Origin of the sequence: Halobacillus sp. Marseille-P3879 (assembly GCF_900240285.1) — a bacterium.
In the GTDB taxonomy this organism is placed as follows: Bacteria; Bacillota; Bacilli; order Bacillales; family Halobacillaceae; genus Halobacillus_A.
Genome location: NZ_OESS01000001.1, coordinates 1,275,626 through 1,299,772, shown reverse-complemented (window position 1 = coordinate 1,299,772; position 24,147 = coordinate 1,275,626). Strand labels below are relative to the sequence as shown.

At 39.6% G+C, this 24,147-nt stretch carries 21 protein-coding genes and 1 riboswitch; of the genes, 8 read left to right on the top strand and 13 right to left on the bottom strand.

What is annotated here, in order from left to right; translation table 11 throughout:
• Nucleotides 1-50: 50 nt before the first annotated feature.
• On the bottom strand, nucleotides 51-263 hold the full coding sequence (locus C1A12_RS06380; RefSeq protein WP_101842992.1) for a hypothetical protein: 213 nt from the start codon (nucleotides 261-263) through the stop codon (nucleotides 51-53).
• 400 nt (nucleotides 264-663) lie between these two features.
• On the opposite strand from C1A12_RS06380, the gene C1A12_RS06375 reads away from it, so the two are divergent.
• The 4 genes from C1A12_RS06375 to C1A12_RS06360 all read left to right on the top strand — a co-directional run bounded on the left by C1A12_RS06375 (nucleotide 664) and on the right by C1A12_RS06360 (nucleotide 4,422).
• Nucleotides 664-1,959, top strand: coding sequence for a homoserine dehydrogenase (locus C1A12_RS06375; protein WP_101842991.1), 1,296 nt, complete (start codon nucleotides 664-666; stop codon nucleotides 1,957-1,959).
• 1 nt (nucleotide 1,960) lies between these two features.
• A complete protein-coding gene (gene thrC / locus C1A12_RS06370; RefSeq protein WP_101842990.1) occupies nucleotides 1,961-3,013 on the top strand; it encodes a threonine synthase in 1,053 nt (350 codons plus the stop codon).
• The gene (thrB, locus tag C1A12_RS06365) at nucleotides 3,010-3,918 is read left to right on the top strand and encodes a homoserine kinase (RefSeq protein WP_101842989.1); all 909 of its coding nucleotides are present in this window, start codon (nucleotides 3,010-3,012) and stop codon (nucleotides 3,916-3,918) included. The genes thrC and thrB overlap by 4 nt, the downstream gene beginning before the upstream one ends.
• 135 nt (nucleotides 3,919-4,053) lie before the next feature.
• Nucleotides 4,054-4,422 carry a hypothetical protein gene (locus C1A12_RS06360; protein WP_101842988.1) on the top strand — a complete coding sequence of 123 codons (369 nt, stop codon included), beginning with the start codon at nucleotides 4,054-4,056 and terminating at the stop codon, nucleotides 4,420-4,422.
• An 18-nt stretch (nucleotides 4,423-4,440) separates the two neighbouring features.
• Here C1A12_RS06360 and C1A12_RS06355 read toward each other — a convergent pair whose 3' ends face one another.
• The 6 genes from C1A12_RS06355 to C1A12_RS06325 form a co-directional block, all read right to left on the bottom strand.
• On the bottom strand, nucleotides 4,441-4,953 hold the full coding sequence (locus tag C1A12_RS06355; protein WP_101842987.1) for a sigma-70 family RNA polymerase sigma factor: 513 nt from the start codon (nucleotides 4,951-4,953) through the stop codon (nucleotides 4,441-4,443).
• A 951-nt stretch (nucleotides 4,954-5,904) separates the two neighbouring features.
• Nucleotides 5,905-6,801 carry an AEC family transporter gene (locus C1A12_RS06345; protein ID WP_101842985.1) on the bottom strand — a complete coding sequence of 299 codons (897 nt, stop codon included), beginning with the start codon at nucleotides 6,799-6,801 and terminating at the stop codon, nucleotides 5,905-5,907.
• Nucleotides 6,802-7,132: 331 nt separating this feature from the next.
• Nucleotides 7,133-8,785 carry a sodium:solute symporter family protein gene (locus tag C1A12_RS06340; RefSeq protein WP_101843303.1) on the bottom strand — a complete coding sequence of 551 codons (1,653 nt, stop codon included), beginning with the start codon at nucleotides 8,783-8,785 and terminating at the stop codon, nucleotides 7,133-7,135.
• 2 nt (nucleotides 8,786-8,787) lie between these two features.
• Nucleotides 8,788-9,102 carry a DUF4212 domain-containing protein gene (locus tag C1A12_RS06335; RefSeq protein ID WP_101842984.1) on the bottom strand — a complete coding sequence of 105 codons (315 nt, stop codon included), beginning with the start codon at nucleotides 9,100-9,102 and terminating at the stop codon, nucleotides 8,788-8,790.
• Nucleotides 9,103-9,131: 29 nt separating this feature from the next.
• A complete protein-coding gene (locus C1A12_RS06330) occupies nucleotides 9,132-9,317 on the bottom strand; it encodes a hypothetical protein (protein WP_101842983.1) in 186 nt (61 codons plus the stop codon).
• A gap of 228 nt (nucleotides 9,318-9,545) precedes the next feature.
• On the bottom strand, nucleotides 9,546-10,412 hold the full coding sequence (locus C1A12_RS06325) for a BadF/BadG/BcrA/BcrD ATPase family protein (protein WP_101842982.1): 867 nt from the start codon (nucleotides 10,410-10,412) through the stop codon (nucleotides 9,546-9,548).
• A gap of 113 nt (nucleotides 10,413-10,525) precedes the next feature.
• On the opposite strand from C1A12_RS06325, the gene C1A12_RS06320 reads away from it, so the two are divergent.
• Nucleotides 10,526-11,377, top strand: a complete 852-nt coding sequence (locus C1A12_RS06320; RefSeq protein ID WP_101842981.1) for a MurR/RpiR family transcriptional regulator — start codon at nucleotides 10,526-10,528, stop codon at nucleotides 11,375-11,377.
• Nucleotides 11,378-11,702: 325 nt separating this feature from the next.
• On the opposite strand, the gene C1A12_RS06315 is transcribed toward C1A12_RS06320, so the two are convergent.
• Nucleotides 11,703-14,897: a chitobiase/beta-hexosaminidase C-terminal domain-containing protein gene (locus tag C1A12_RS06315; RefSeq protein ID WP_101842980.1), complete on the bottom strand. Its 3,195-nt coding sequence runs from the start codon at nucleotides 14,895-14,897 to the stop codon at nucleotides 11,703-11,705.
• A gap of 213 nt (nucleotides 14,898-15,110) precedes the next feature.
• Between C1A12_RS06315 and C1A12_RS06310 the strand changes: the two genes are divergently transcribed.
• Nucleotides 15,111-15,662 carry a DsbA family oxidoreductase gene (locus C1A12_RS06310; RefSeq protein ID WP_101842979.1) on the top strand — a complete coding sequence of 184 codons (552 nt, stop codon included), beginning with the start codon at nucleotides 15,111-15,113 and terminating at the stop codon, nucleotides 15,660-15,662.
• 130 nt (nucleotides 15,663-15,792) lie between these two features.
• Here C1A12_RS06310 and C1A12_RS06305 read toward each other — a convergent pair whose 3' ends face one another.
• From C1A12_RS06305 to C1A12_RS06290, 4 genes are all read right to left on the bottom strand, one after another.
• Nucleotides 15,793-16,266: an acyl-CoA thioesterase gene (locus tag C1A12_RS06305; protein WP_101842978.1), complete on the bottom strand. Its 474-nt coding sequence runs from the start codon at nucleotides 16,264-16,266 to the stop codon at nucleotides 15,793-15,795.
• A gap of 94 nt (nucleotides 16,267-16,360) precedes the next feature.
• A riboswitch (cobalamin riboswitch) is annotated at nucleotides 16,361-16,547 on the bottom strand.
• A 161-nt stretch (nucleotides 16,548-16,708) separates the two neighbouring features.
• The gene (gene galT / locus C1A12_RS06300; RefSeq protein ID WP_101842977.1) at nucleotides 16,709-18,217 is read right to left on the bottom strand and encodes a UDP-glucose--hexose-1-phosphate uridylyltransferase; all 1,509 of its coding nucleotides are present in this window, start codon (nucleotides 18,215-18,217) and stop codon (nucleotides 16,709-16,711) included.
• Between the two features lie 20 nt (nucleotides 18,218-18,237).
• Nucleotides 18,238-19,227 (bottom strand): UDP-glucose 4-epimerase GalE, encoded by a 990-nt coding sequence (galE, locus tag C1A12_RS06295; protein WP_101842976.1) that lies wholly within the window; start codon nucleotides 19,225-19,227, stop codon nucleotides 18,238-18,240.
• Complete coding sequence (locus C1A12_RS06290; RefSeq protein WP_101842975.1) at nucleotides 19,227-20,399, bottom strand: galactokinase; 1,173 nt, start codon at nucleotides 20,397-20,399, stop codon at nucleotides 19,227-19,229. The genes galE and C1A12_RS06290 overlap by 1 nt, the downstream gene beginning before the upstream one ends.
• 421 nt (nucleotides 20,400-20,820) lie before the next feature.
• On the opposite strand from C1A12_RS06290, the gene C1A12_RS06285 reads away from it, so the two are divergent.
• Both C1A12_RS06285 and C1A12_RS06280 read left to right on the top strand, forming a co-directional pair.
• Nucleotides 20,821-22,032: an ROK family transcriptional regulator gene (locus C1A12_RS06285; protein WP_101842974.1), complete on the top strand. Its 1,212-nt coding sequence runs from the start codon at nucleotides 20,821-20,823 to the stop codon at nucleotides 22,030-22,032.
• A gap of 107 nt (nucleotides 22,033-22,139) precedes the next feature.
• Entirely contained in the window at nucleotides 22,140-23,600 is a 1,461-nt protein-coding gene (locus C1A12_RS06280; protein WP_159462152.1) for a triacylglycerol lipase, read from the top strand.
• A 44-nt stretch (nucleotides 23,601-23,644) separates the two neighbouring features.
• Here the strand turns inward: C1A12_RS06280 and C1A12_RS06275 are convergent, their stop codons facing one another.
• Entirely contained in the window at nucleotides 23,645-24,019 is a 375-nt protein-coding gene (locus tag C1A12_RS06275) for a hypothetical protein (RefSeq protein WP_101842972.1), read from the bottom strand.
• Nucleotides 24,020-24,147 lie beyond the last annotated feature (128 nt).

The following is a 24,147-nucleotide window of genomic DNA, read 5'->3' as shown; positions in this document are numbered from 1 at the left end:
TGTCAATAAAAATAAAGATGAAATTATTACGAAAAAGCTCTTAGCTGTCCTCAGTCATTTGATGCTGACAGGATGGAACGAAAATGATTGCGGATAACCAAATTAAGTTGGTAAAGAGTAGCTTCATTATGAATTTCTACAAATTTATGTAGTGCACTCATCCCTTCCTGAAGAAATAAATCTGTTTTCCCTGAGATCCCCATGTCTTCAATTATACGTTTTATCAAACTTTCACACATAAACACTGAATTCAATATACTCACCTCTCACCCCTCCTTTCGTAATTAGGTATATTTACTTATAAAATATTTCTGAAAATTAGTCAATATGTAACAAATACACTTCTATCGGAAAAACATTGGTGAAAAATCAATTATTTAGTCGAATATTTATATTTATTGCCCTTTTTTTCTTAAATAAGGAAAAAATAACATTTATCTGTTTAATTAAATAAAGAGAAATTTTTTAATTTGAGACAATTTTCCGACCGGTTATTTTAAGTAAAATCCCGGTGCTGGGCTTGTAATTCAGACTTAAAGGAATAGAAAGATAAATACTTTTTAATTCCAACTCTATTAAACCTTGTACATCCCTTTCCTTTCCGTTACAATGTCCATTACAAATATAAAAATGTATATTCCAAGTGGACAAGGAGTGTGAACGATGAAAGACACAATTACTGTGGGCTTACTGGGATTAGGGACCGTCGGAAGCGGTGTAATTGAAATTCTTGAAGACCATAAAGAAAGTATTCAACATAAAACAGGGTGCGATGTCACAATCAAGACTGTGCTCGTAAGTAATTTAACTAAACCTCGTGATATTGATAATACTTCAACTAAACTCACGGATCGATATGAAGATATCACGCAGGATCCTGATATTGATGTTGTAGTGGAGGTTATGGGTGGAATCGATCACACTCTCACAATATTACGTGAAGCCATTGAAAACGGAAAACATATTGTTACTGCTAACAAAGATCTTGTAGCTCAGCATGGAGCCGAATTGTTTGAAGCCAGTTCACGAAATCAATGTGACTTATTTTATGAAGCAAGTGTGGCAGGCGGAATACCAATCATTCGTTCCATTTTAGATGGACTGTCATCTGACAAAATCCGTAAAATGATGGGAATTGTAAATGGCACAACGAATTATATTTTAACTAAGATGACGAAAGAAGGTGTCGATTTTGACTCCGTCTTAAAGGAAGCTCAGGAACTTGGATTTGCAGAAGCAGATCCTACTGCTGACGTAGATGGATTAGACGCAGCTCGTAAGATGACGATTCTATCAATTCTTGGCTTCTCTATGCCTTTTAATTTAGAAGATGTGGAAGTTAAAGGCATCCGTGGAATTTCATTAGCCGACATTCAATATGCCAGACAGCTTGGATACTCTGTTAAATTAATCGGAGTTGCGGAACATGATGAAACCGGCGTTGCCGTTAACGTGGAGCCTACCTTGCTTCCAGTTGAACATCCTCTCTCCTCAGTGAATGACGAATACAATGCAGTTTATGTATACGGGGATGCCGTAGGAGAAACTATGTTTTACGGACCAGGCGCTGGTAAGCTGCCTACAGCTACCGCAGTAGTATCTGATCTTATTGCCGTAGTAAAAAGCCTCAGATTAGGAACTTCCGGATCTGCCTATGTACAGCCGCAGTTCCCGAAACAAGTTAAGGAAAAGAAAGATCAATTAACGAAAAAATACATGCGCCTTCACGTGCATGATCAGCCTGGCATGCTGATGGAACTCACAAAGATTTTTGCAGAATACGGTATTTCATTCGATCAAATTATTCAGCGCGAAGCAGATAAAGATGATGAACGTGAATTAATGATGGTGACTCATCAGGTAAGTGAAGAAGACTTTAAACGAGCATACAACGATTTAGAAAGCCTGTCATCGATCCGTTCGGTCGATAGCGTTTTCCGTGTGGAAGGGAGCAACTGATATGTGGAAGGGTTTATTAGATAAATATGAAGAATTATTACCGGTGACACCAGAGACACCAAAACTTACATTACACGAAGGAAATACTCCTTTACTTCCGATTCCTACGATCTCTGAAAAATTAGGCATTGAAGCTTATGTGAAAATTGAAGGTGCCAACCCTACTGGTTCTTTTAAAGACCGCGGAATGGTCCTTGCAATGGCTAAAGCAATAGAAGAAGGTTCTAAAGCCGTGATTTGTGCATCGACAGGTAATACATCAGCCTCGGCAGCTGCTTTTGCAGCAAGAGCAGGGTTACGCTGTATCGTGGTTATTCCTGATGGTAAAATTGCAGAAGGCAAACTTGCCCAGGCTGTTATGTACGGAGCAGAGATTTTTGCCATAAAAGGAAACTTTGATCAAGCACTAAAGATTGTCCGTGAAATTGCGGAAAAAGAACCTATTACTCTTGTTAACTCAGTTAATCCTTATCGAATTGAAGGTCAAAAGACAGCAGCATTTGAAGTATGTGACGTATTGGGTGAGGCTCCTGACTTTCTCTCTATACCTGTTGGAAACGCAGGAAATATTACGGCGTATTGGAGAGGATTTAAAGAGTACCATCAATCCCACGGTACAAAACTCCCACAAATGCTCGGTTTTGAAGCAAGCGGATCAGCTGCAATTGTAAGAAATCAAGTCATAGAAAACCCAGACACACTTGCCACTGCTATCCGAATTGGAAACCCTGCAAGCTGGCAGCCTGCTCTAAAAGCTGCCGAGGAATCAAAAGGGAGTATTAACGAAGTAACCGATGAAGATATTGTAGAAGCTTATCAATGGTTAGCCAGTGCCGAAGGGGTGTTTGCAGAACCTGCCTCCTGCGCATCTCTTGCCGGAACAATTAAAAAAGTAAAAGACGGCACGATTCCAAAAGGATCAAAAGTAGTTCACGTTCTTACAGGAAACGGCCTTAAAGACCCTACTACCGCCATTGAAAAAAGTAAGATTAGACCAACTGTAATCGAAAATGATTTACAACAATTTGCTGAAGCAGCAGGAGTCACATCATGATTACCATCCGTGTTCCAGCTACCTCAGCAAATCTCGGACCGGGTTTTGATTCGATCGGAATGGCATTGACTCAATATGTTACCCTTCACTGTGAACCTGCTGATGAGTGGACGTTCGTTCTGCCAAAAAAAGACCAGCCGTTTATTCCTGATGGAAAAACAAATTTAATTTATAAATCTGCTCTATTTACAGCCAATCGCTATGGAGTGGACCACCTGCCTCCCCATAAGGTAACAATGACAAACGAAGTCCCTATTGCAAGAGGTCTTGGAAGTTCTTCTACTGCAGTAGTAGGGGGAATTGAGTTAGCGAACCAGCTTCTTCATCTGGAGCTGAATGATGAAGAGAAACTTAAGATAGCTTGTGCAATCGAAGGCCATCCAGATAATGTAGCTCCAGCTATCTATGGCGGGATTACAGTTTCATCTTATGACGGCACGAATCTTGAATCTGTTCGTTTTTCAAAAGATCTTGAGCATTTAACCTGGGTTGCAGTTATTCCTGATTATCATGTCGAAACAGAAGAAGCTCGTGCTATACTTCCAACTGACTTACCTTATAAAGACGCAGTTTATGCGAGCGGGATGGCTAATGTCCTAGTAGCTGCTCTTGCAGAAAAAGACTGGCCGCTTGTAGGAAGAATGATGAAGCAAGATAAATGGCATCAGCCTTACAGGAGCGGACTCATTCCTGACTTCCCTCATGTGTCCGGCATTCTTGATCAACACGGTTCACTCGGACACTATATAAGCGGTGCGGGGCCGACGATGATCGGGCTTTTTTATCAAGCGTCTGAACAGCAAATAAAAAAACTAAACAAACAATTACCTGACTATCAAGTTGAAGTACTAAAAGCCGACTTAAACGGAGTTTCAGCTTCTGCGACACCTGCGATGAACCAGTGAATAACTCACTGGTTCATTTTTCAATTATTTACCTAAAGTTAAAAGTAATTGTTTAATAGTGGCAGTAACTAGTACTATAAAAAAATTTATTTTTTGTTAAAATATTAGAAGAGATTAATAAAGGGGTTAACGTTTATGGCAAAAAAAAGCAAACAGTATGAGTACGATTTAAATGAAGTAAAACAACTTATTGAACAATCAAACAAAAATTATCGAGAAATCTCAAAAGAAACGGGATGTCCTTATGCCAGCGTAGTATATCATGGGAGGAAAATCCGCGGTCGTGTCAATCGAAGCAAGCATGATACCGCAAATGATCTTGAGCCAAACAATCCTATCCCTGAAAAGGAAGAAACAGAGACACTTCCTTTATTTGGAGGAACTTCCCTGAATATCTCGAGAAATAACATATCAATTGATGATGCGGAACAGGAAGCTGCACGTATGATTAAAGCAGCAAAGGCATTAGGGCTGAGCAAAATAAATATAACGATCGAGAAATAAATAATACCACGTGCCGGATTACTCCAGTACGTGGTTTTGTTTACTTAGTACACAGTACAGTTTTTTTCTTGCATGTCTTCCCCAATTCTTCACCGCATCTTTTGTCACTTCTTCAATCGATGCAATTTGAGATACGGATAAATCATGAATAATATAATAATACACCCACTTCCATTGATTTAAGGTCAATTCACTCTTAATCTGATTCCATAAAAACTGGTCAACTACAACATCTTCGCTTGTTAAATCAGATATGGATATTTGGGTTTTTAACAGGAAGGATTGGTTTTTGAGGCGTTTAGAATCCCTACGGATTTCATCGATGAGGGCGTTGCGAACTTTCCAGCTAAGGTAAGTAGAGAATTTACCAACAGAAGGGTCGTAAGTTTCGTAGGCTTGCCATAAAGCTTCTAAACCTATGGCAAAAAAATCCCCGTTGGCATCATTAATATGTAAACTTTTAATATGGTAATGTATTAATCTTTCATTTTCCAACACAATTCTCTCAAACTCCTGATCATCTACGCACATAAGCAAGCTCCTTTTCATTCTTAAAATTAGGCTTCTATATCTATAATCGTTAGAAGCTGCTTATTTGGTGCCAATAATCTACAAAAAAATAATTTTTTAACCAAAAAATAATCAAAAAACTGAATTTTAAAGTAAATAATATAATTTTCAGAAAACTATTTCTTTTTCTTCGCTTTTGAGTAATAATAGAATTGCGCGCAAAAATCAATTGAATATTCAATTAGAAAAGAGTTATTCATGTCCACCCAATGTTTAAATTTCGTTTCCTACTATCCCCTTATTTATCACACGCTTCATAAGCTCCAGCTTTCGCCTCATGAAGATTACCTTCAAGATGCTTACCTTGTTTATGCAAAGTGTGTTAAGCGATACCAAAGTGAACGCTGTAAGTTTTCTACTTACTTCTCCTACCAACTGTTTTATTATTACAAATCTCTTAAGCGAAAATTAAATATTTCGTACACGTTCGTTCCCACCTCTTTCGTTGTGAATGATCAACTAGACGAACAACTATTCTGGTATGATATTTATACAAACTACGGACTTACTGATCTCGAAAAAGAAATTCTCTCCCTGACATTACTCCATTACACGATTGAAGAAATTGCCCATAAAATTAAATCCAGCCCTTCTACAATTAAAAGAAAGCGAAATTCCATTAAAAATAAGCTCTCTGAATTTAATTGATATGATTCGGACCGCAAAGATGTGTTACCCTATATCTTAGTCCGTTTACAGGAAGGGAGATCAATTTGTTCTACTTAATGTTTGCCTTATTTTTCGCTTTATTTTTATTAACAGGATATTTTACACCTTTGGAACTTTCTTCAGTGGGAGCTGTTCTTTCAGTAGCAATGATTCTAGGCAATTTATATATGTTTTTCAAAACAAGGAAAGAAAAGAAATAAAAATAGCCGCATTGGCAGAGAGACTGCGCAATGCGGCTTCTAACTACTGAAGGATATTGAGTACGATAGGAATGGTAATAACACTTAGCAACGTCGTTATCAAAGTAATACTTGAAACTAAGTCCGGCTTTGAGTCAAACTGAACAGCATACATGGTGGTTGTGGCAGCTGAAGGCATGGCAGCTGAAACAATTAAAACGCTCCCCATCATATCACTCATAGGCAGAAGGATGGTTAAACCCCAGGCGATCAGCGGAGATCCGACTAGTCTTAAACTTGCAGCATAAGTTATTTTTCCCCATTCTAATTGTTTCACTGTAATATTCGCCAGCTGCATACCGAGTAAAATCATAACAGTTGGAATTGTAGCATCCCCAACTAAGGTAATACTGGACATTATGTTCTCAGGCACAGGAAAGGCTGTCAACTTGGCGATTAAAGCTATTACTACGGCATAGGTTGGCGGCATTCTTAAGACAGTAGCAATAGCAAGCCGTACACCTGCAGCTCCTTTGGCCGCATAATATACACCAAAAAAGTTCATAACAATCTGCTGAATAACCATAAATGAAACAGAATATATAAAACCTTGTTCTCCAAATGCAAACAATACAATCGGTGCACCATAATTACCAGCATTCATAAAGGCAGTTGATAAGATCAACCCGCTTTCTGTAGAGGTGGAATTACCAGCTACTTTAGCAGCAATTTTATTAATAAGAAGAATGAGAAACAACAATATGATTGAGAACAATACCATCATAAAGTATTCCTGATCAAATTCCGCTTTATAAAACGTATCAAAAACCAGACATGGGAGCAGTATGTAAAGTACCACTGTCGAAATAGATTTAATCTCCAAACGAATAAAACTCTGCAATATATATCCTGATAAAAAAACCAATATGACCGGTAATACTACTTGAAAGAAAATCGTCATAGCCGTCTCTCCTCCAGAAATTCTCGATTCTATTAGTCTACCAACTTTAAAGGAAATTGACGAGTAAAAAAACCGGCATTGGATGAAATACATCAGCTTATAATTGGTCTTTTTATAGATATCACCTGCCTTACTCAACTAAGAAGAAAAGGACAACCAACTAGCAAGAAAGCCCGCTCAGCCTTGCATCCTTTAGAGTCTCTCCTGTCTCTAAACCTTGCTCTCTTCACCAGGCTTCCAAATAATTTATCAAAGGAAGGTACTTAACAAAAGACAATAGGTATAAAAATAACCAGCTTTCTAATAATTAGAAAGCTGGTTATTATCTCACTTATTCTTTAAGCCATACTTCTCCATTCTTATACTGCATTTGTTCTGGATAACGTAAATCAGTTACTTCATCCTGTGTTTCCTGTGCAGGAGGTTTCGTATTTAGAGAGACAACGATGTTTGCAATAATAGCAGCCGCCGCTCCAAATATTCCAGCACCTGTATCAATAATTCCTAACAACTGGATGCCAAGGGATTGAGAAAAGAAAATGTATCCCAGAGTTACAGTCAATCCTGTAATCATACCAGCTATAACCCCAGGACCATTTGCCCGTTTCCACCACACTCCAAGCAGTAAAGCCGGAAAGAAGGATCCCGAAGCTAAAGCAAAAGCCCACGCCACAATTTGAGTAATGGCTCCTGGAGGATTTAACGCTAGTAATCCTGCTGCAACTGTTGCTATAACAATAGAGTAGCGTCCTACAAGAAGCCGCTTCCGTTCACTGGCATTTGGATTAATTGAACGGTAATAAATATCGTGAGAGAGTGCAGCTGAGATCGCTATCATTAAGCCGCCGGCTGTAGATAATGCAGCAGCCATAGCACCCGCGGCCATCAGCCCGATGACGAAGACTCCGAGATTGGCAATTTCAGGTGTAGCCATTACTACAATATCATTATGAATGGAGAGCTCCTGCCACTGCAATACTCCATCACCATTCTCGTCAGCAACTGACAATTGTCCAGTATTGATCCAGGGCTGAGTCCAGGCTGGAAGATTATCAATCGAAGAACCAGCCACTTCTGTCATTAGAATAAAACGTGAAAATGCTGCATAAACAGGAGCGGATAAATAGAGCAGTCCAATAAACAATAAAGCCCAGGCACCGCTCCAGCGAGCAGCTTTCATCGTAGACACAGTATAAAACCGTACGATTACGTGCGGGAGGCCAGCTGTACCGGCCATAAGTGTAAACATCAGGGCAATAAACTGCCATTTCGTGGCCTCAGTAAAAGGAACAACATATTCCGAAATCCCTAAATCCTGATCCAGTTCCCGCATACTGCTGATGACTTCTCCGTAGGATAACCAGGGAGCAGGACTTGAAGTCAGCTGCAAAGACATGAAGATAACAGGAATTAAATAAGCAATAATAAGAACCAAATACTGAGCTACCTGAGTCCAGGTAATTCCTTTCATTCCCCCCATAGCGGAATAAAAAGCAATTAGCACAACGCCAATTAGTGTTCCCACAGCTGTATTGACTTCTAAAAGTCTCCCAATTACTACACCAGATCCGGATAACTGTCCGACAGAATACGTAAAGCTTATAATAATTGTGGCTACAGCTGCAATCAGACGTGCCGTATCACTTCGATAACGATCACCAATAAATTCAGGAACTGTATACCGGCCATATTTGCGTAACTGAGGGGCCAGTAGAAAGGTTAGCAGGAGATATCCCCCTGTCCAGCCCATAATATAAGCTAGACCATCATAGCCTAATACCATAACTGTGCCTGCCATTCCAATGAATGAAGCTGCACTCATCCAATCTGCTCCGATAGCCATTCCATTGAATATAGGAGGTACCCCGCGACTTGCTACATAGAATTCTGATGTTTGTTTAGCCGTATTGAAAATTGCAATTCCTATGTACAGTGCAAATGTCGCTACAATGAGCGACAACGAGACTATAAACTGCCCATCCACAATCATTCACTCCCCTTGCTGCTCTCAACCGTAGAATGATCCGCTTTATCAACGTATTCAGGATTGAAGCCGAATTTTTTATCAATTCTGTCGCTAACGATTGCATTTATAAACAAGAGTACGATAAACGTGACAACTGCTCCCTGAGCCCCCATATAGTAGTGAAATGGTATTCCCATTACCCTGAATGACGACAGGGCTTCTGCATTTAAAACGACTGCATAAGAAACTAAAAATCCAATGGCTAAATAAATAACAATCATTGTTGTTCGATATTTAAAGTACGCCTCCGCTTTTGCTCGTTCGAGTTTCTTCACGTCCTCACCTCCTCTCAAAATATAAAATTCTATCCTCTAAGGTTAAAAATAAATTTTACAGTTTCCCAAAAAGGCATAGGAACCATCAAGATTTTAATAAAAGCAAATCCCAGCAAAGAAGCAATCGGAAGAACGAAATAAAGAGGACGCCTTCTTTTAAGTGCCAATACAACAGATACAACAGTAATTACTGAAAATAATAGAACAGTCAGCATAAATGTCCCCCTAAAACTTTGTAAGCGCTATCATTTTATGTAAAAATATATTTTAAATAATCGGAATTTAGTGAATATTATGACGTAATTAAGTAAAAATTTCAAGTTGTATGTCAAATTAATAGAAGAACTTAGCTTACCGCCAAACCCAATGGCGGATGTCGTAGCTTTTAAGTATAAAAATAGACCCGGTTTACTTATAGATATCATAAATAAACCGGGTCCTCACTATTTACTATCAGCTATAAAATATGCTCCTATGTAAGCTGGTTCACTCATTCTGTTAATCTTTTTAAATAACCCTCTCATTTCTTTTGAAATGAGGGAGTAGCAGTACTCATTTTTTAATAGAACACTTCCGGCAAGTACGAGATTAGCTTTAGTATCAAGTTCCATTCGTTGATATAATGCTCTTATTTGACCTGTTAGTGTCTTAATGGATGATTCGAGGATCTGAAGAGCTGCCGCATCATTATTATCAGCCAGCTCACTTACAAACTCAGCCAGTCTTGCTATTTCAAATTTATCCTGGGAGTAAAACCAACTCTTTACTTCATCAGTGCTTCCAGAGTCAATGTGTAAAAGAAGAGATCTGGAAAATGAGTTTAAAGGCTGGTTAGACTCTAAGGAAGTAAGAGCGATACGGACTGCACGTCTACCTATGTCGTATCCCCCGCCTTCATCACCTAACAAATGGCCCCAGCCGCCGGAAGTATAATTTATTTGATTCTTCTTCCCAATGTGAATCGAGCCCGTACCAGCCACGGTTAGAATTCCGTCCCCCTTAGGAATAGCTGCCTCTAAGGCCAGTTCCGCGTCATTTACAATTGTTAGGTTATAATTTTTCCAATGTTCAGGAACTCGAAGTCTTGCTCCTGCTGTACTATAACCTGCCATTCCTATAACTACATGTTCGACAGGTTGATCGGCAGCCTGAATGCAGGCTTTGAAGACGTCATTAACATGCTTGATCGCCTTTTCCTCATGTATAAGGGGGTTTCCAAAACCTGATTGAAAAGTGGCGATAATCTCTCCTGCCTTACTTATTAATGCACCTTTTGTCGATGTCCCACCGGCGTCTATACCAACTATCATTGTCTGCCTCCTTAGTACTATATTTCAGAACATTGCAAATAATATTGAAATTTAATTTCATTATAGCATATAATATAAAGAAGATAGGAACGTATTGTAAGGAGGCTGCTATTATGTCTTATATATCAGGTGGTTTGTCTATGCTTAAAAGTATAGAAGATTCCCTGCCCGCATCCGAAAAGAAAATCGCTCAATACATTTTATCATCCCCTGAATCAGTAATTACCATGACGGTAAAAGAACTTTCTAATAAAAGCCAAACAAGCTCCGCTGCTGTCATAAGGCTTTGTAAATCACTGGATTTAAAAGGATTTCAAGAGTTAAAAATGCGAATTGCAGGTGATGTACAAAAACCCTCCTCGATTGAATATCGAGACATTGATAAGGGGGAATCATCGCATCACATCATTGAACAGATGACACACAATGGTATTCAAATGCTAAAAGAAACTGATGAGATGCTGCGCAGAGAAGATGTTGATCAAGCAATCAGTGAAATTCACCACGCCGGTGCAGTTCATATGTTCGGAGTTGGAGCATCTGGATTAGTAGCCTATGATGCACAGCAGAAATTCTTACGTGCCGGACGCTATGCTTTCTACTTACAAGATCCACATTTGGCTTACACTTCACTTTCTAATGCATCCTCACGTGACGTGGCTATTGTTATCTCTTTTTCTGGAGAAACGAGAGAAGCGATTCAGTTCATGAAGCTTGCCCGCAAGAATCACTTAAAAACCATCAGTATTACGAAATACGGTTCAACAACCTTGTCACAAATGGCAGATATCCCCTTATATACCTCACCTACTGAAGAAGCAATGATACGAAGTGCTGCAACCTCTTCACGTTTAGCACAACTTCATGTTATCGATGTGTTATTTATGACCTATGTATCTAATTACTATGATGAGGTTATAGAATCTTTAGACCGTTCCCGGGCAGCCATAGATCACAAACAATAAAAAAAGCCAGGAAATTGGGACAAAACTGAATAAAGCATAAAATAATCCGAACGATTTTGTTGAAAATCAGTTCGGATTATTTTTGTGTCTAGAAAGGATTTTACCCTTCGCTTTTTCTGGGGCACAGCCTAAGCTTCCACGAAAAAGCAAAGAGCTCTTTCCTTCGGGATCTTTGACTCGCACTGTTCCCACAGAAGTCTTAAGCATTTTGACTGCGCTGATGATCTTAGTTTACATTATTCAATTTTTATGGTTCATTTTGTACTGTGATTGGTGGACTTATGCCTCAGTCTTGTATATTAAGTCCTGGATGTTTGATGTGAATTTAATGATGTTTTTTATGCCCTTTTCCTTTTCCTTTCTCGTGTCCTTTCCCTTTTCCTTTGTTATGACCCTTACCCTTTCCTTTATTTCCGTTTTCATTATGCTCCTCATCTGTTTTCGAATTAATTTGCGCTACTACTGGATCATGATCACTTGCACGGCCGGCTGCTTCAGAAAAATCAGCATTTATGTGCACTGAATCTATCTGGGACCTTTTTTCAAGAGAGTCACTCACCAGTATATGGTCCAGAGTCTGCGAGTTACCCTGATAAATATAAGAGTAACGTTCTTCTACAGGGAGATTCTCCATGAGATTAGAAAGCTCATCTCCTTTTAAGGTCTGTAAGGGGTTGGAGAACTCAAAATCATTCAAATCACCCATCACCACTAAATTTGCTTCTTCCACATTCTCTTCAGCATCCTGTACAAAATCATTAATTACTTCAGCCTGTTGTATGCGTTGGTCTTCACTTCCCAGTTCGACAGGGTGGGAAGCACCAAATAAAGCATCATCTCCACCTTTTGAATTAAAATGGTTGTTAACCAGAATAAACGTTTCCCCATTAAATTCAAACTCTGCAGCCAGCGATTTTCTTGAATTTTCGAATGCTTCATCAGAGGGGGCAATGCGACCTGGGTTGTGGGACAACCCATCTTCATTAACTTCTACAGCAGTTGCAGCATCACCAGATGGCTTATCTATAAGGGAAACACGCTCAGGATTATAGATATAACCTACACGAATGTTACCGCCAGGCTGGCCTCCATCGACTTTGTCTTCAGGTGCGATGTCCGTATATTCATAATGAGGACCTCCAGCTTCTTCGATCGATTGAATTAGGGCCTCATAGCTTTCATCCGCTTCTACCGTACCGTCATCAATGGGACCGCTATTATCCTGGACTTCAACTAAGCCTACAATATCCGGCGATTTCATATTATTAGCAATTTGATCACCAATGCGTTCAGCTTTATCTGCGTCAGTTTCAGCTGAAAAATTCTCCATATTGTAGGTACCGACGGACATCTTCTCGTTTGTCCCTTCTAATTGAGTAACTTGAGGTTCTGTGTCACCTTCTATAAGTTCGGGGAATTCCCCGGCAGGCCGAATCTTGAAGTTACTATAGTCATAGCTCACAACACCCGATGCTGTTCCATCAAGCTTGTCTCCCGTGACGGCTTCAAGCCCTAACCCTTCTACATCAAACATAATTCTTTCAGGGTTATAGTCTTTGGGGGAAATAAGCAGTCCATCTGCCTGAGTTTTCAGCTGATCATCATTTGTGTCAGCGTAGACTGACAACTCATCATAGCTGATCGGTGCAGATACAGTGGCGTCTTCTACCGCAATTAACATACCTTCTAGACTTTCATAAAAATCGAGACCGTCTTCTTCCGGATCAAAGGATTCCATGCCGTCATTTTCTATCACTTCTGCAGGCTGTTCACGGTCTTTCCCAATAACCACGGGATCAGGAATTTGATTATCAGAAGATTTAATTTCTACATCAGAAGCTGAAATTTGAGTAGTTAATAGATCATCAGCATCAGAGTATCCTTCTTCTCGCCACTCTGTCACTTCTCCTCCTATATTCACTTCGTCTCCTTCTTCAACCTCATTCGTCGGGTTATAAACGTATATTCCCTCAGAAGTTGCCAACTTATCATCAGGATTTACAGACTGCATGTAAAATCCATCTGAACCCTCGAGCTTAGTCACTATTCCGCTTACGTTCTCAACAACCTCTCCCTCATAAGGCGATGTATGACCTGCTCCTTGAATATCATGAATTTCTACTTCATCTACTGGTGTAAGAACTTCATAAGTAAAATTGGCTGCTGGACTAACCTCTCCATCTTCCCGTACCGCAACGGCTTTTATTGTTGTATCTTGTTCGATAGTTATTGGTTCTTCATAAACTTGACTTGTTGAATCTGGAGTTGAACCATCTGTTGTATAATGGATAGCTGCGCCTTCTTCAGCTGTATTTAACTCTACCTTACCACCTTCTACAATCGATCCGGGTTGGGGGTCAGCGGTAACTGCAAATACCACTTCTACTACATCTTTTTCGTCTCGCGGAACAAGCTTGTACTCCTCAAAACTATAATTGACCACCCCTGTAATCTGTTCGTACACAGCCCCGACTTCAAGTAAGCTTTCATCTTCAGGGGTGATGACAAATTCTCCGTTATCATCCTTCACTATGTAATCTCCGTAGCTATTTTTAGAAAGGACTTCAACATCTTTTGTCCGCACGAGTTCTCCCTCTATTTCTTCCCCCTGATTTTCGTCAAATTGATCCGAAGTCACAGTTTCAGGAGTAGGGACTCCGGCTCCAGCTTCCACTACTTCAATATTCGCTGAAGAAGCAAGGATTTGCTGCATCCCATAATAATCTGAAAACTCTCCAGTAGCTCTTATTTGATCTCCCACATTTACTTGATTTCCAGGAACGCGGACAATAATACCTGCTGTATCATCCTGGATATAATAGTTGGTCTGCCCGCCCGTTTCAAAGGCTCCTGTTACTGTCCCTTCAACTTTCACAGTTGAGCCCGGTTCTGCCTCCCTGGCTTCTTCAATCGTCTCCAGCTCAACAGGTTCCGTTTCGGGCATCTTATACGTTCCTAAATAATCAAATGTATTCGCTGCATAAGTGTCCCATTCTTCTGAACTGGAAAATTCATCTTCTGGATTGGTGTCACCGCTTTGCACACCTTCCTGCCGAATTAGAGTGACATCACTTCCGAATACATCATCACTTCCAATTTTTCCAATTGAATCCACTATCTCATCGTTTTTCTTTAAAACCAGAGGATCGTCACCGTTAAAATTCACGGCTGAGTTGTTCGTGGCATCAGACGCATCCAGGATTTCATCACTGGCCCGACTATTTGATGTAACAAAAACATCTCCGTTCTTCAAAGTCCCTTCCATATCAAAACTGCCTGTCGCCTCTGTAGATCCATTGGAATATAGTTCAATCTCATAATCAGCTAAATCTATATCTTCACCTGTGCCATTATAAATTTCTACTGCTTTACTATAACTGCTTCCTTCTATGTATTCTGAGAAAAATAATTCATCTGCCTGATTGTTGGTTTCTGCCTGGGCTTTCGGTATAGAACTTGAGAGCGGGCTAAAAGCGATTACAGCAATCACACTGGTAAGTAATGCTTTCTTTTTCAACATTTGGCTCCTCCTTCAAAATATAGTAATTCCTTCCTCATAAGTATAAAATAAATAACACAATTAATAATTGTAAAATTAATAAAATTACAAAACCATACAATCTTCACATGCAAAATTTACTAAATCCAGTTAATTAAAATCAAAAAACTTGTATCAAACTCTTAGCCTTCTATCATTTTACCCACTAGAATAAAAAGAGGGTGGTAAATTATAATGAGAATTGAAGTTTGGTCTGATTTTGTTTGTCCATTTTGCTATATTGGTAAAAGAAGACTAGAGCAGGCTCTGCTTTCCCTGCCTAAGGAGGTGAAAGTTGAATTAATTTATAAAAGTTTTGAACTTGATCCAGAAGCATCTGTGCACACGGGTCTAACGATTGAGGAAAAGCTTGCTGAAAAGTATGGAAAAAGTCTAAGTGAAGTGAAGGATATGACTAAACATATGGAAGAACAGGCTTCCGAAACCGGGTTAGATTTTCAATTCAGCAGAATGGTCCCAACTAATACTTTTAATGCTCATAGGATTGCTAAGTTAGCTGACAAGTATAATCTGCATGAAGAAATAAATGAACGACTTTTTAAAGCAGTTTTCACAGACGGGAAAAACGTGGGCGAAATAAATACGTTAGCTGAAATTGCCTCGCAAGCGGGATTAGAAGCTGATATGGTACAGGAAGCTGTAACCAGCAATTCCTTTGCAGAAAAAGTAAGAGCAGAGGAAAATGAAGCTTATGATATTGGAGTTCAGGGCGTTCCTTTTTTGTAATCAACCGAAAATACGCTATTTCCGGCGCTCAGCCTCCTGAAATTTTTGCGAACAGCCTGCAGAAAGTATTAGATGAAGAATAATTAAATAAGCTGTCACTTCTGATACCAGAGTGACAGCTTTCTTTCAATTAACGTAAGTTCGAACGGTTCCGTCGATGTTCTTTACGAGCTGGAGCCGTTTTTACCAACCGTTTCTCTTCTTCCGTTTCTGGATAAACACCTGGTACGGGTTTTGGTTTTCCTTCATCGTCCACAGCCACCATCGTTAAAAAAGATTCGGTCGTCATCACTTTTTTTGCCTGCAGTAAATCATCCGCGAATACTTTCACGTAGACTTCCATTGAGCTGCGTCCTGTGGATGTCACGCAAGCTTCCAATTGCAAGGCATGTCCAACTTTGGCCGAAGCTAGAAAATCCACTGAATCAATGGAGGCAGTCACCACAACACTGTTGCTATGCTTCATCGCAGTCAACGCAGCAATTTCATCAATATAAGCCAATACCTTACCCCCAAAAATGGTATGTAAGTGATTCGTGTCAGGGGGAAGGACTAATCTCGTCTGGGTCATTCTTGAAAAATCAACAGGTAAAGTATGATCCATTTTATTCCTCCTCTAATAATAAGTGTGGATATAAAACGATCTCTACCCATATCGCATTCTCACAGCGTAACACCCTCCTAGCCTCCCGTAGGATTTTGATGTACTTCTTTATGGCAGGTCTCCTGACTCAGGCTCCTCAACCCATTCCTCCTTCCCGTATGACTAAAAATACAGTGGATTACAGAAGGGGTCTCACCCATACAGTGGCGGGGCCGTGCTGGATTTCCACCAGCTTCCCTTTTCAGCTTTTATAAAAAGCCACCATAAAGTAGATATAAAGTTAAAAGAAGTATCTTTCACATTTTAACTATCTTGAATTTTAGTACTATTGTCAACAACAAAAACCGCCCTTTTAATAAAGAGCGGAGCATATTAAGCTTTGAACTAAATTTTCATGATAGTGAACCTCTTATATATTAGAGATTTATGGATTTTTTCTAACTTATATTTGATTCATAAAACGTCTAAAAGCCTTGTTACCTTCTTTGGCTTTCTTAAAGACTCCAGCATGTTCTAATACAATTGAAAAAGTTTTCCCAATCTCTTTATTCATCAATTCTCTAATATTCTTACCCTCCATTTCAGCAGAACTATTGATAAACTGTTTAGCCCATGCTACATGTTTGGAGGTCCTTTCATCTCTTTCAGCTTGTGCCCAGAGTCCATTTCTTAAATAGTCGGACAGAATATCCATTTCCTCTTCCAGCCTGCCCGGTAACACTGCTAACCCCATAACTTCAATTAAACCAATATTTTCTTTTTTAATATGGTGAACTTCCTGGTGGGGGTGAAAAATACCGTAAGGGTGCATGTCGCTAGTTCGGTTGTTCCTCAATACCATGTCCAGCTCAAAAATCCCTTTATTCTTACGGGCGATTGGCGTAACTGTATTATGACTTTTTCCATCCGATTCAGAATAGATACCCACACTCTCGTCACTATAGGATCTCCATTTATTTAAGATCTTCTCTGCAAGCTCTGACACTTCTGCTCTGTTTTCCCCTTGGAGTCTAAGTACACTCATCGGCCAGTTTACAATACCGCACGTTACATCAGGGTATTGATTAAATCGGAAGGTCTCCTCTATCGGAGCTTTTGCCATTGGAAATTCATGATGACCAGCTTGAAAGTGATCATGACTTAAAATTGATCCGCCTACTATGGGAAGATCCGCATTTGACCCTATGAAATAATGGGGGAACTGTTCTACGAAATGTAAAAGGCGGTCAAATCCAGCCCGGGATATTTTCATAGGGCGATGATCTCTTGAAAAAACTATCGCGTGTTCATTGTAATAAACATAAGGTGAGTATTGTAAATACCAGCGCTCATCTTCAAGCTCTAAAGGAATAATTCTATGAGAATGGCGGGCGGGGTGATCCAGCCGGCCGGGATACCCAACATTTTCTTTGCACAACAAACATTTAGGATAAGAAATAGAAGTATTTGACTTGGCAGCTGCAATCGCTTTTGGGTCTTTTTCCGGTTTTGATAGATTAATCGTAATTTCCAAATCTCCATAGACAGTAGGACTGTACCAATGAATATTTTTTGCTATCCGATTCGTTCTAATATAATTTGAAGCTTTAGACAACTGGTAGAAATAGTTTGTTGCTTCCTTAGGATTCACGGTCTGATACTTCTGATAAAATTCCCTGACAATTTCTTTTGGCTTTGGTATCAGTCTATCCATAATTTTTGTATCATACATGTCACGATACGTAATCGAATCTTCCGGCAGAATATCTCTATCTGCTAAATAGATAAGCATGTTTTCCAGAATAGGGACAGGAGAGTCCAACGATTCTCCATTGAAATCTGAAGGTTTGTAATCTTCGAGTTCAAATAGTTCTAATAACGAATTCCTGACGTAATCAAGATCCCAAACAGAGATCAGTTTCTGCTTCAGCCCATAATGTAATAACCGGTCCACTTCCCGATAGATATTCATGCCATCCCTCCCCTTTCTCTTTAGTGTTTATATCCATCTGGATTTTCTTTGTACCAGTCCCAGGCTGTCTTAATCATTGTGGATAGACTGGAATACTCAGGCTTCCAGCCGAGGGTTTCAATAGCTTTTTGTGAAGAGGCCACTAAGCGTGCAGGATCGCCGGTACGTCGTGGTGCCTCTTCTGACGGTATGGGATGACCCGTCACACGTCTTGCGGCATCTATAACCTCTTTCACGGTAAAACCTTCTCCATTTCCAAGATTAAAGATGTCACTTCCTTTCCCTTGCTTTAAATGATTAATTGCTAATAAATGAGCATTCACTAAATCAGTTACATGGACATAATCTCTCACACAAGTACCGTCTTTTGTATCGTAATCATGGCCGAAAATATATATTTTCTCACGTTTGCCCAAAGCCACCTGCAAAATGATAGGGATCAAATGGGTTTCTGGTCGATGATCTTCTCCAATTCTCCCTTTGGGATCTGCCCCAGCTACATTAAAATACCTTAGAACCACATATTTAATATCATAAGCCTGTTCTGTCCACCTCAACATTTTTTCAATGGCAAGTTTAGTTTCCCCATACGGATTGGTCGGAATCGTCGGCTCATTTTCCTCAATCGGAATTCTTTCAGCTTCCCCATAGGCAGCTGCCGTGGAAGAAAATACAATGCGCTTCACATTATGATCTGCCATTGTCTTTAGTAAACAGATCGCTCCATTAAGATTATTATCATAATATTTAAGGGGCTCTTCTACACTTTCTCCCACTAAAGAATCAGCAGCAAAATGAATGACAGAGTCAATATCGTTCTTTTGGAAAACCTCCTGTAAAAATCCTTCATTCCGCAGATCACCATGATAGTAGTCAGCACCTTTTAAAACTGCACGACGGTGACCTTTTTGCAAGTTATCTACTACGACCACAGCTTCTCCTTTATCTAACAACTGTGCCACGGCATGACTTCCTATAAAACCTGCTCCCCCGCACACTAATACCGCCATTATATTTCCACCTCCGTCACCACTTTAGCTCCATCTCCGATATCTACCACATAAAAATCCGTTGTTAAATTTGTAGCTTTTCTATAGTGTTCTCCGACGTTCTGTATAAAATCTTCAACTAAGTCTTCTTTGACTAAGTTAATTGTACACCCGCCAAAACCCGCTCCTGTCATTCGAGCTCCCATAGCTCCTTCTTTCCAAGCCGCTTGAACTAATGCATCCAGTTCCTTACCTGTTACTTCATAATCGTCCCGCAGCGACTTGTGCGACTGATTCATCAGTTCCCCAAACCCATTTAAGTCTCCATTATTGAGCATTTCTACTGCTCTTACGGTGCGTTCGTTTTCATATACGGCATGCTTGGCTCTTTTTTTAACAATCTCGTCATTAATTAAATATTTATGCTTCTCAAATTCTTTTACAGTGAGATCTCCCAGGCTTGTAATGTTTAATTTCTTCTGTAGTTGTACTAAAGCTTCTTCGCATTGGTTCCGGCGCTCATTATACTTTGAGTCAGCAAGGCCGCGCCGTTTATTGGTGTTAGCGATAATCAATTTTTCAGTATTCAAATGAATCGGAGTATAGTGGTAATCAAGAGTTTCACAGTTTAATAGGATAGCATGATCTTTTTTTCCCATTCCAATTGCAAACTGGTCCATTATGCCGCAGTTTACACCGACAAAATTGTTTTCTGCCTGCTGAGCCAATTTAACCAAATCTACTCGATTTATTTGGAGTTGAAATAGCTCATTTACGATAACACCTGTTACCAATTCAATGGATGCTGAGGAAGACAATCCCGCACCGTTCGGTATGTTTCCGTAGAAGACGATGTCCAGTCCATTGGGCAGCACTTGAAAGGATTGCTGAATTGCAGCAATCACTCCTTTAGGATAGTTAGCCCAGTCATCTTCTTCTTTAAAATTCAACCCCCTTAAGTCTGCTTCAATCACTCCCCGATCTTCAAAGTTCATCGAATAGAGCCTTAATAACTTATCTTGTCGTTTTCTTGCCACTGCATATGTTCCTACACTAAGAGCACAAGGAAAAACATGACCCCCATTGTAATCTGTATGCTCACCTATAAGGTTCACCCGGCCTGGGGCATAAAACGAAACAAGCTCTCCCCGTTGACCAAATTGTTTAATAAACGTATTTTTAAGAGTCTCCATTTAGAACACCTCGTTTCCATCAATATTTGCTTAGCGTTTTCACTTCTCGTTGCTAAAGATAATCTTTGAGTTCGCTTATATCAGAGCGTACTTATCATTTTAACGAACTTTTGTCAGACGATAATTTTGTATGACGCTAACCCTTACGTATCTTAAATTTTCCCTATAAAAAAAAGAGGCTTTTGAAATCTCTGATATGCCTGATTGCCCAAGTGGGTCTTTGACATTAATTTACCTCTTCGGTGGTCAAGGCGTTTACCGTTAATGCTTTTTTCAACCTTACTTATCATCCATTTGTAGAAAACCACCTCCCGCAACTTAATTAATTAATTTAATTAACTTTTATGTTATTATAATATCTATAAGATTACAATTTATATTTTTACATTTATTAAACTTTCCCTATGCTGGAGGAATCGATATGCAAATCAAAGGCAGCTTCCAATTAATGAAGTCACTGAACAGAAGTGTCATTTTAAATAAAATCAGAACCGACGGCCCCATCTCTAGAGCGGCAATTGCTAAAGAAACAAAGCTCACCCCTCCTACAGTCAGCAGTATCGTTAAAGAGCTGCTTGATTCTGAGTTAGTTGTCGAAAGTGCACAGGGTCAATCAAATGGTGGAAGAAAACCTACCATGCTGATTATCAATGCTAAAAACTTTTATGTTATTGGCCTTGATGTTGGGCCTACCCTTCTTAAATCTATACTTACTGATTTAAACGGTACAATTATCGAGGAAAGCCACTCAGCGATTCTTACACCTACTTCTAATGAAAAGCTATTACAACTCATGAAGAAAACAATCACTGAACTAATCAACTATGATAGAGAAAAAATAATCGGAATCGGAGTAGGGATGCACGGTGTAGTAGATGTGGAAAGCGGAACTTCACTATATGCTCCTAATCTACAGCTGAGAGATATACCTATTAAAAATGTGCTGGAAAATGAATTCGGGATTACTGTTAAAGTTGAAAATGATGCGCGCGCTATGGCCCTTGGAGAGGTCTGGTTCGGAGATGGAAGTGGCACGGATAATATAGTAGCTGTTAATTTAGGAAGAGGAATTGGCGCAGGCATTATTATTAATGGAGAGCTTTTTCATGGGGAGAGTTCCATAGCAGGGGAAATTGGCCATATGACCATTGATATTCGCGGTCCTAAGTGTGCGTGTGGGAATTACGGTTGTCTACAAACCTTAGCTTCAGGACCGGCGATTGCCGAGCGTGCCGCTAGAGAGATGGCCATAGGAAAAAATAGTTCCTTAGAAAATAAAGTAGGAAATGACTTAGATCAAATCGATGGAAAAATGGTTTATGAAGCTGCTTTGGAGGGAGATTCTTTATGTGTCTCAGTATTAAATGAAGCCGGAATTTACCTCGGGATTGGATTAGTTAATTTAATTCACACTCTCAACCCGACTAAGGTGATCATTGGTGGAGGTGTTTCCAACGCTGGTGACTTTTTATTAGATAGTCTCAAAGACACTATACAAAGAAGGGCTCTAACCAAATCTGCCAAACACACAAAGGTGCTGCTTTCTACATTTAGTGAACACGCTACTACTCTGGGAGCTGTCTCTTTAATTCTCGCGGAGCTGTTTTCAAGAACTGATACAAATACCAATTGAGCCCTCTTTAAATAGAGGGTTTTTTATATTACTCTTTACATATTTTTCTTTCCAAAGATAATATAAGTAAAGAAGTATGATATAAAAAGATTGGGAGTGTGATGCGTGTGACTTTTATCCAAACCAACCAGGGTGAGTGTAGTAACCCTCAATCTTCGGGAAACCCAGGAGACTGGTATGAAGGGCTGCCTCCCTCTTATGTCGACTCAGCAAAATCTCCTATTGTGTTCATTCATGGCTTGAATAGCTCTTCCCGTATGTGGTGGCAGGAAAATGACATGGGCGATATTGTACATGAAAATGGTTTTCAAACTGCATTTATTGATCTGTTTCCTACAAAAGACATGTGGGAAAATGGAAAACTTTTAGCTGAGAAGCTTAAGGAAATCTATAACTACTTTGGTGAAAAACTCGTGCTCGTAGGTCATAGTAAAGGCGGAATAGACGCGCAGACAGCCCCTGTACACTACAATGCTGCCTCGTATGTTGAACGCATAATTTGTTTATCCTCTCCTCATCAAGGAGCTGAATTGTCTGACTTAGCTTACAGCAGCTGGGCAGGCTGGCTTGCTGACATTATCGGTGTTAAAAATGCTGCAGTTTACTCCCTTCAAACTGGTTATATGGATTATTTCCGTAATCAGACAGATGAGCTTTCTTCAATTCCTATCTACACGCTGGCTGGAACGAGCTGGGGTTCATTTGGAAGTTCGCTTTATTGGGGAGGCCTCTATCTCAATAGCTTCGGAGCTAACGATGGAGCGGTCACGGTACCAAGTTCCCAACTTACTTATGGCACTGAATTACACGTCGATAAATGGAACCACTTTGAGATTCGTAAAGGAAGTGCAACTTTCACTCACTTTTCTGATTACTTATATGAAACAACGCCGTCTATCCCCTCTTACAGTTTTCATAATGAAGAGATTATTTACGATAACACAGCAGATACCTTTCTAAGAGGCGGGCAGTACAAAGGACAAGCAAAAGAATTCTTTTCAGTGGAAGATAATGTGCAGGAACTAACTATTAACTGGCTGAGCAATAGAAGGATCTCTAACTTGATGCTGACCTCACCTGAAGCAGAAACGTGGTCAGATTTTGTTGTAAGTAAGGATGAGACAACCTTTTTTAACGGCTGCTGGCATCATACATTGACTTTAAAAAAACCAAGTACAGGCCAGTGGACATTAAAAGCTGCAGCTTCCGAAGAAAATTACTTAATGGCGGTTCAGTTTAACAGCCCTTTAAATAGGGTCTTTAACATGGAAGTCGGGGAAAACTTGGAACTAGTTTTTCCCTCTGTAGGAAAACAGGCGCATCTGCTCGATCTTAAAACGATTAAAAATACAATCCGTCTGGAGTATTACGATAAAGAGACCCATATATCACAAGAAACAAATTGGGAGGATTTTGGTGGTTACTTTTCGAAGAAACTACCGAAAATGGGAGAGGGCGTGTACAATTTAACAGTGGATATCGAAGGAAAAAGTCTCCAGAATAAAAGGTTTAACCGTACAATTGTTACCTCTGTTTATGTAGATGGAAACGGAAAAGTTATTAAATAAGTGAACAGTTAACAAGCCTGCTTTCTTCCAGCAGGCTTGTTAGTTTAACGAATCCATTTGTATAGGCCTTTAATGATTAGATAAAAGAAACAAAAAACAAAAAATCCAAACACACTATAAGCCGCATCCGCAAATTCCATATTTCCGGCACCAGTAATCCTTTGTTGAATTTCTACCGCAAATACAAAAACAAGTACCATGGCAAATGTAAATAAAAATGAAATAGCCGTAATACTCCACTTGGATATAGCATGAAAAACAAGGTCCACAAATAATAACCCGCCAATCCCAAGTATACCTATCACCCAAAAATGAAGTTCCTTATCTGTTAAATTCCAGCCCAAGCTGTCGGTCACCCTCCAGATGAGATCATGAAACAAATTAACCAACTCAGCTAAGAGCAAGATTACTTCTTTCAAAACAAACACCTTACCTTTTATAAAAGTAGCTTTTATTTTACCATAAATCCACCCATCTTAAATCACTTTTACAATTTAATCCAATCAAAGTATAATAGTTTTAAACAAGCGATTTTAATTAATAGAGG

Excerpts from the sequence above, each read along its gene's own strand:
- C1A12_RS06305 (WP_101842978.1), bottom strand. The coding sequence starts at position 16,266 with ATGGATCATACTTTACCTGTTGATTTTTCAAGAATGACCCAGACGAGA.
- C1A12_RS06375 (WP_101842991.1), top strand. The coding sequence starts at position 664 with ATGAAAGACACAATTACTGTGGGCTTACTGGGATTAGGGACCGTCGGA.
- C1A12_RS06330 (WP_101842983.1), bottom strand. The coding sequence starts at position 9,317 with ATGCTGACTGTTCTATTATTTTCAGTAATTACTGTTGTATCTGTTGTA.
- C1A12_RS06320 (WP_101842981.1), top strand. The coding sequence starts at position 10,526 with ATGTCTTATATATCAGGTGGTTTGTCTATGCTTAAAAGTATAGAAGAT.
- thrB (WP_101842989.1), top strand. The coding sequence starts at position 3,010 with ATGATTACCATCCGTGTTCCAGCTACCTCAGCAAATCTCGGACCGGGT.
- C1A12_RS06315 (WP_101842980.1), bottom strand. The coding sequence starts at position 14,897 with ATGTTGAAAAAGAAAGCATTACTTACCAGTGTGATTGCTGTAATCGCT.
- galE (WP_101842976.1), bottom strand. The coding sequence starts at position 19,227 with ATGGCGGTATTAGTGTGCGGGGGAGCAGGTTTTATAGGAAGTCATGCC.
- galT (WP_101842977.1), bottom strand. The coding sequence starts at position 18,217 with ATGAATATCTATCGGGAAGTGGACCGGTTATTACATTATGGGCTGAAG.
- C1A12_RS06355 (WP_101842987.1), bottom strand. The coding sequence starts at position 4,953 with ATGTGCGTAGATGATCAGGAGTTTGAGAGAATTGTGTTGGAAAATGAA.
- C1A12_RS06310 (WP_101842979.1), top strand. The coding sequence starts at position 15,111 with ATGAGAATTGAAGTTTGGTCTGATTTTGTTTGTCCATTTTGCTATATT.
- C1A12_RS06285 (WP_101842974.1), top strand. The coding sequence starts at position 20,821 with ATGCAAATCAAAGGCAGCTTCCAATTAATGAAGTCACTGAACAGAAGT.
- thrC (WP_101842990.1), top strand. The coding sequence starts at position 1,961 with ATGTGGAAGGGTTTATTAGATAAATATGAAGAATTATTACCGGTGACA.
- C1A12_RS06290 (WP_101842975.1), bottom strand. The coding sequence starts at position 20,399 with ATGGAGACTCTTAAAAATACGTTTATTAAACAATTTGGTCAACGGGGA.
- C1A12_RS06325 (WP_101842982.1), bottom strand. The coding sequence starts at position 10,412 with ATGATAGTTGGTATAGACGCCGGTGGGACATCGACAAAAGGTGCATTA.
- C1A12_RS06360 (WP_101842988.1), top strand. The coding sequence starts at position 4,054 with ATGGCAAAAAAAAGCAAACAGTATGAGTACGATTTAAATGAAGTAAAA.
- C1A12_RS06345 (WP_101842985.1), bottom strand. The coding sequence starts at position 6,801 with ATGACGATTTTCTTTCAAGTAGTATTACCGGTCATATTGGTTTTTTTA.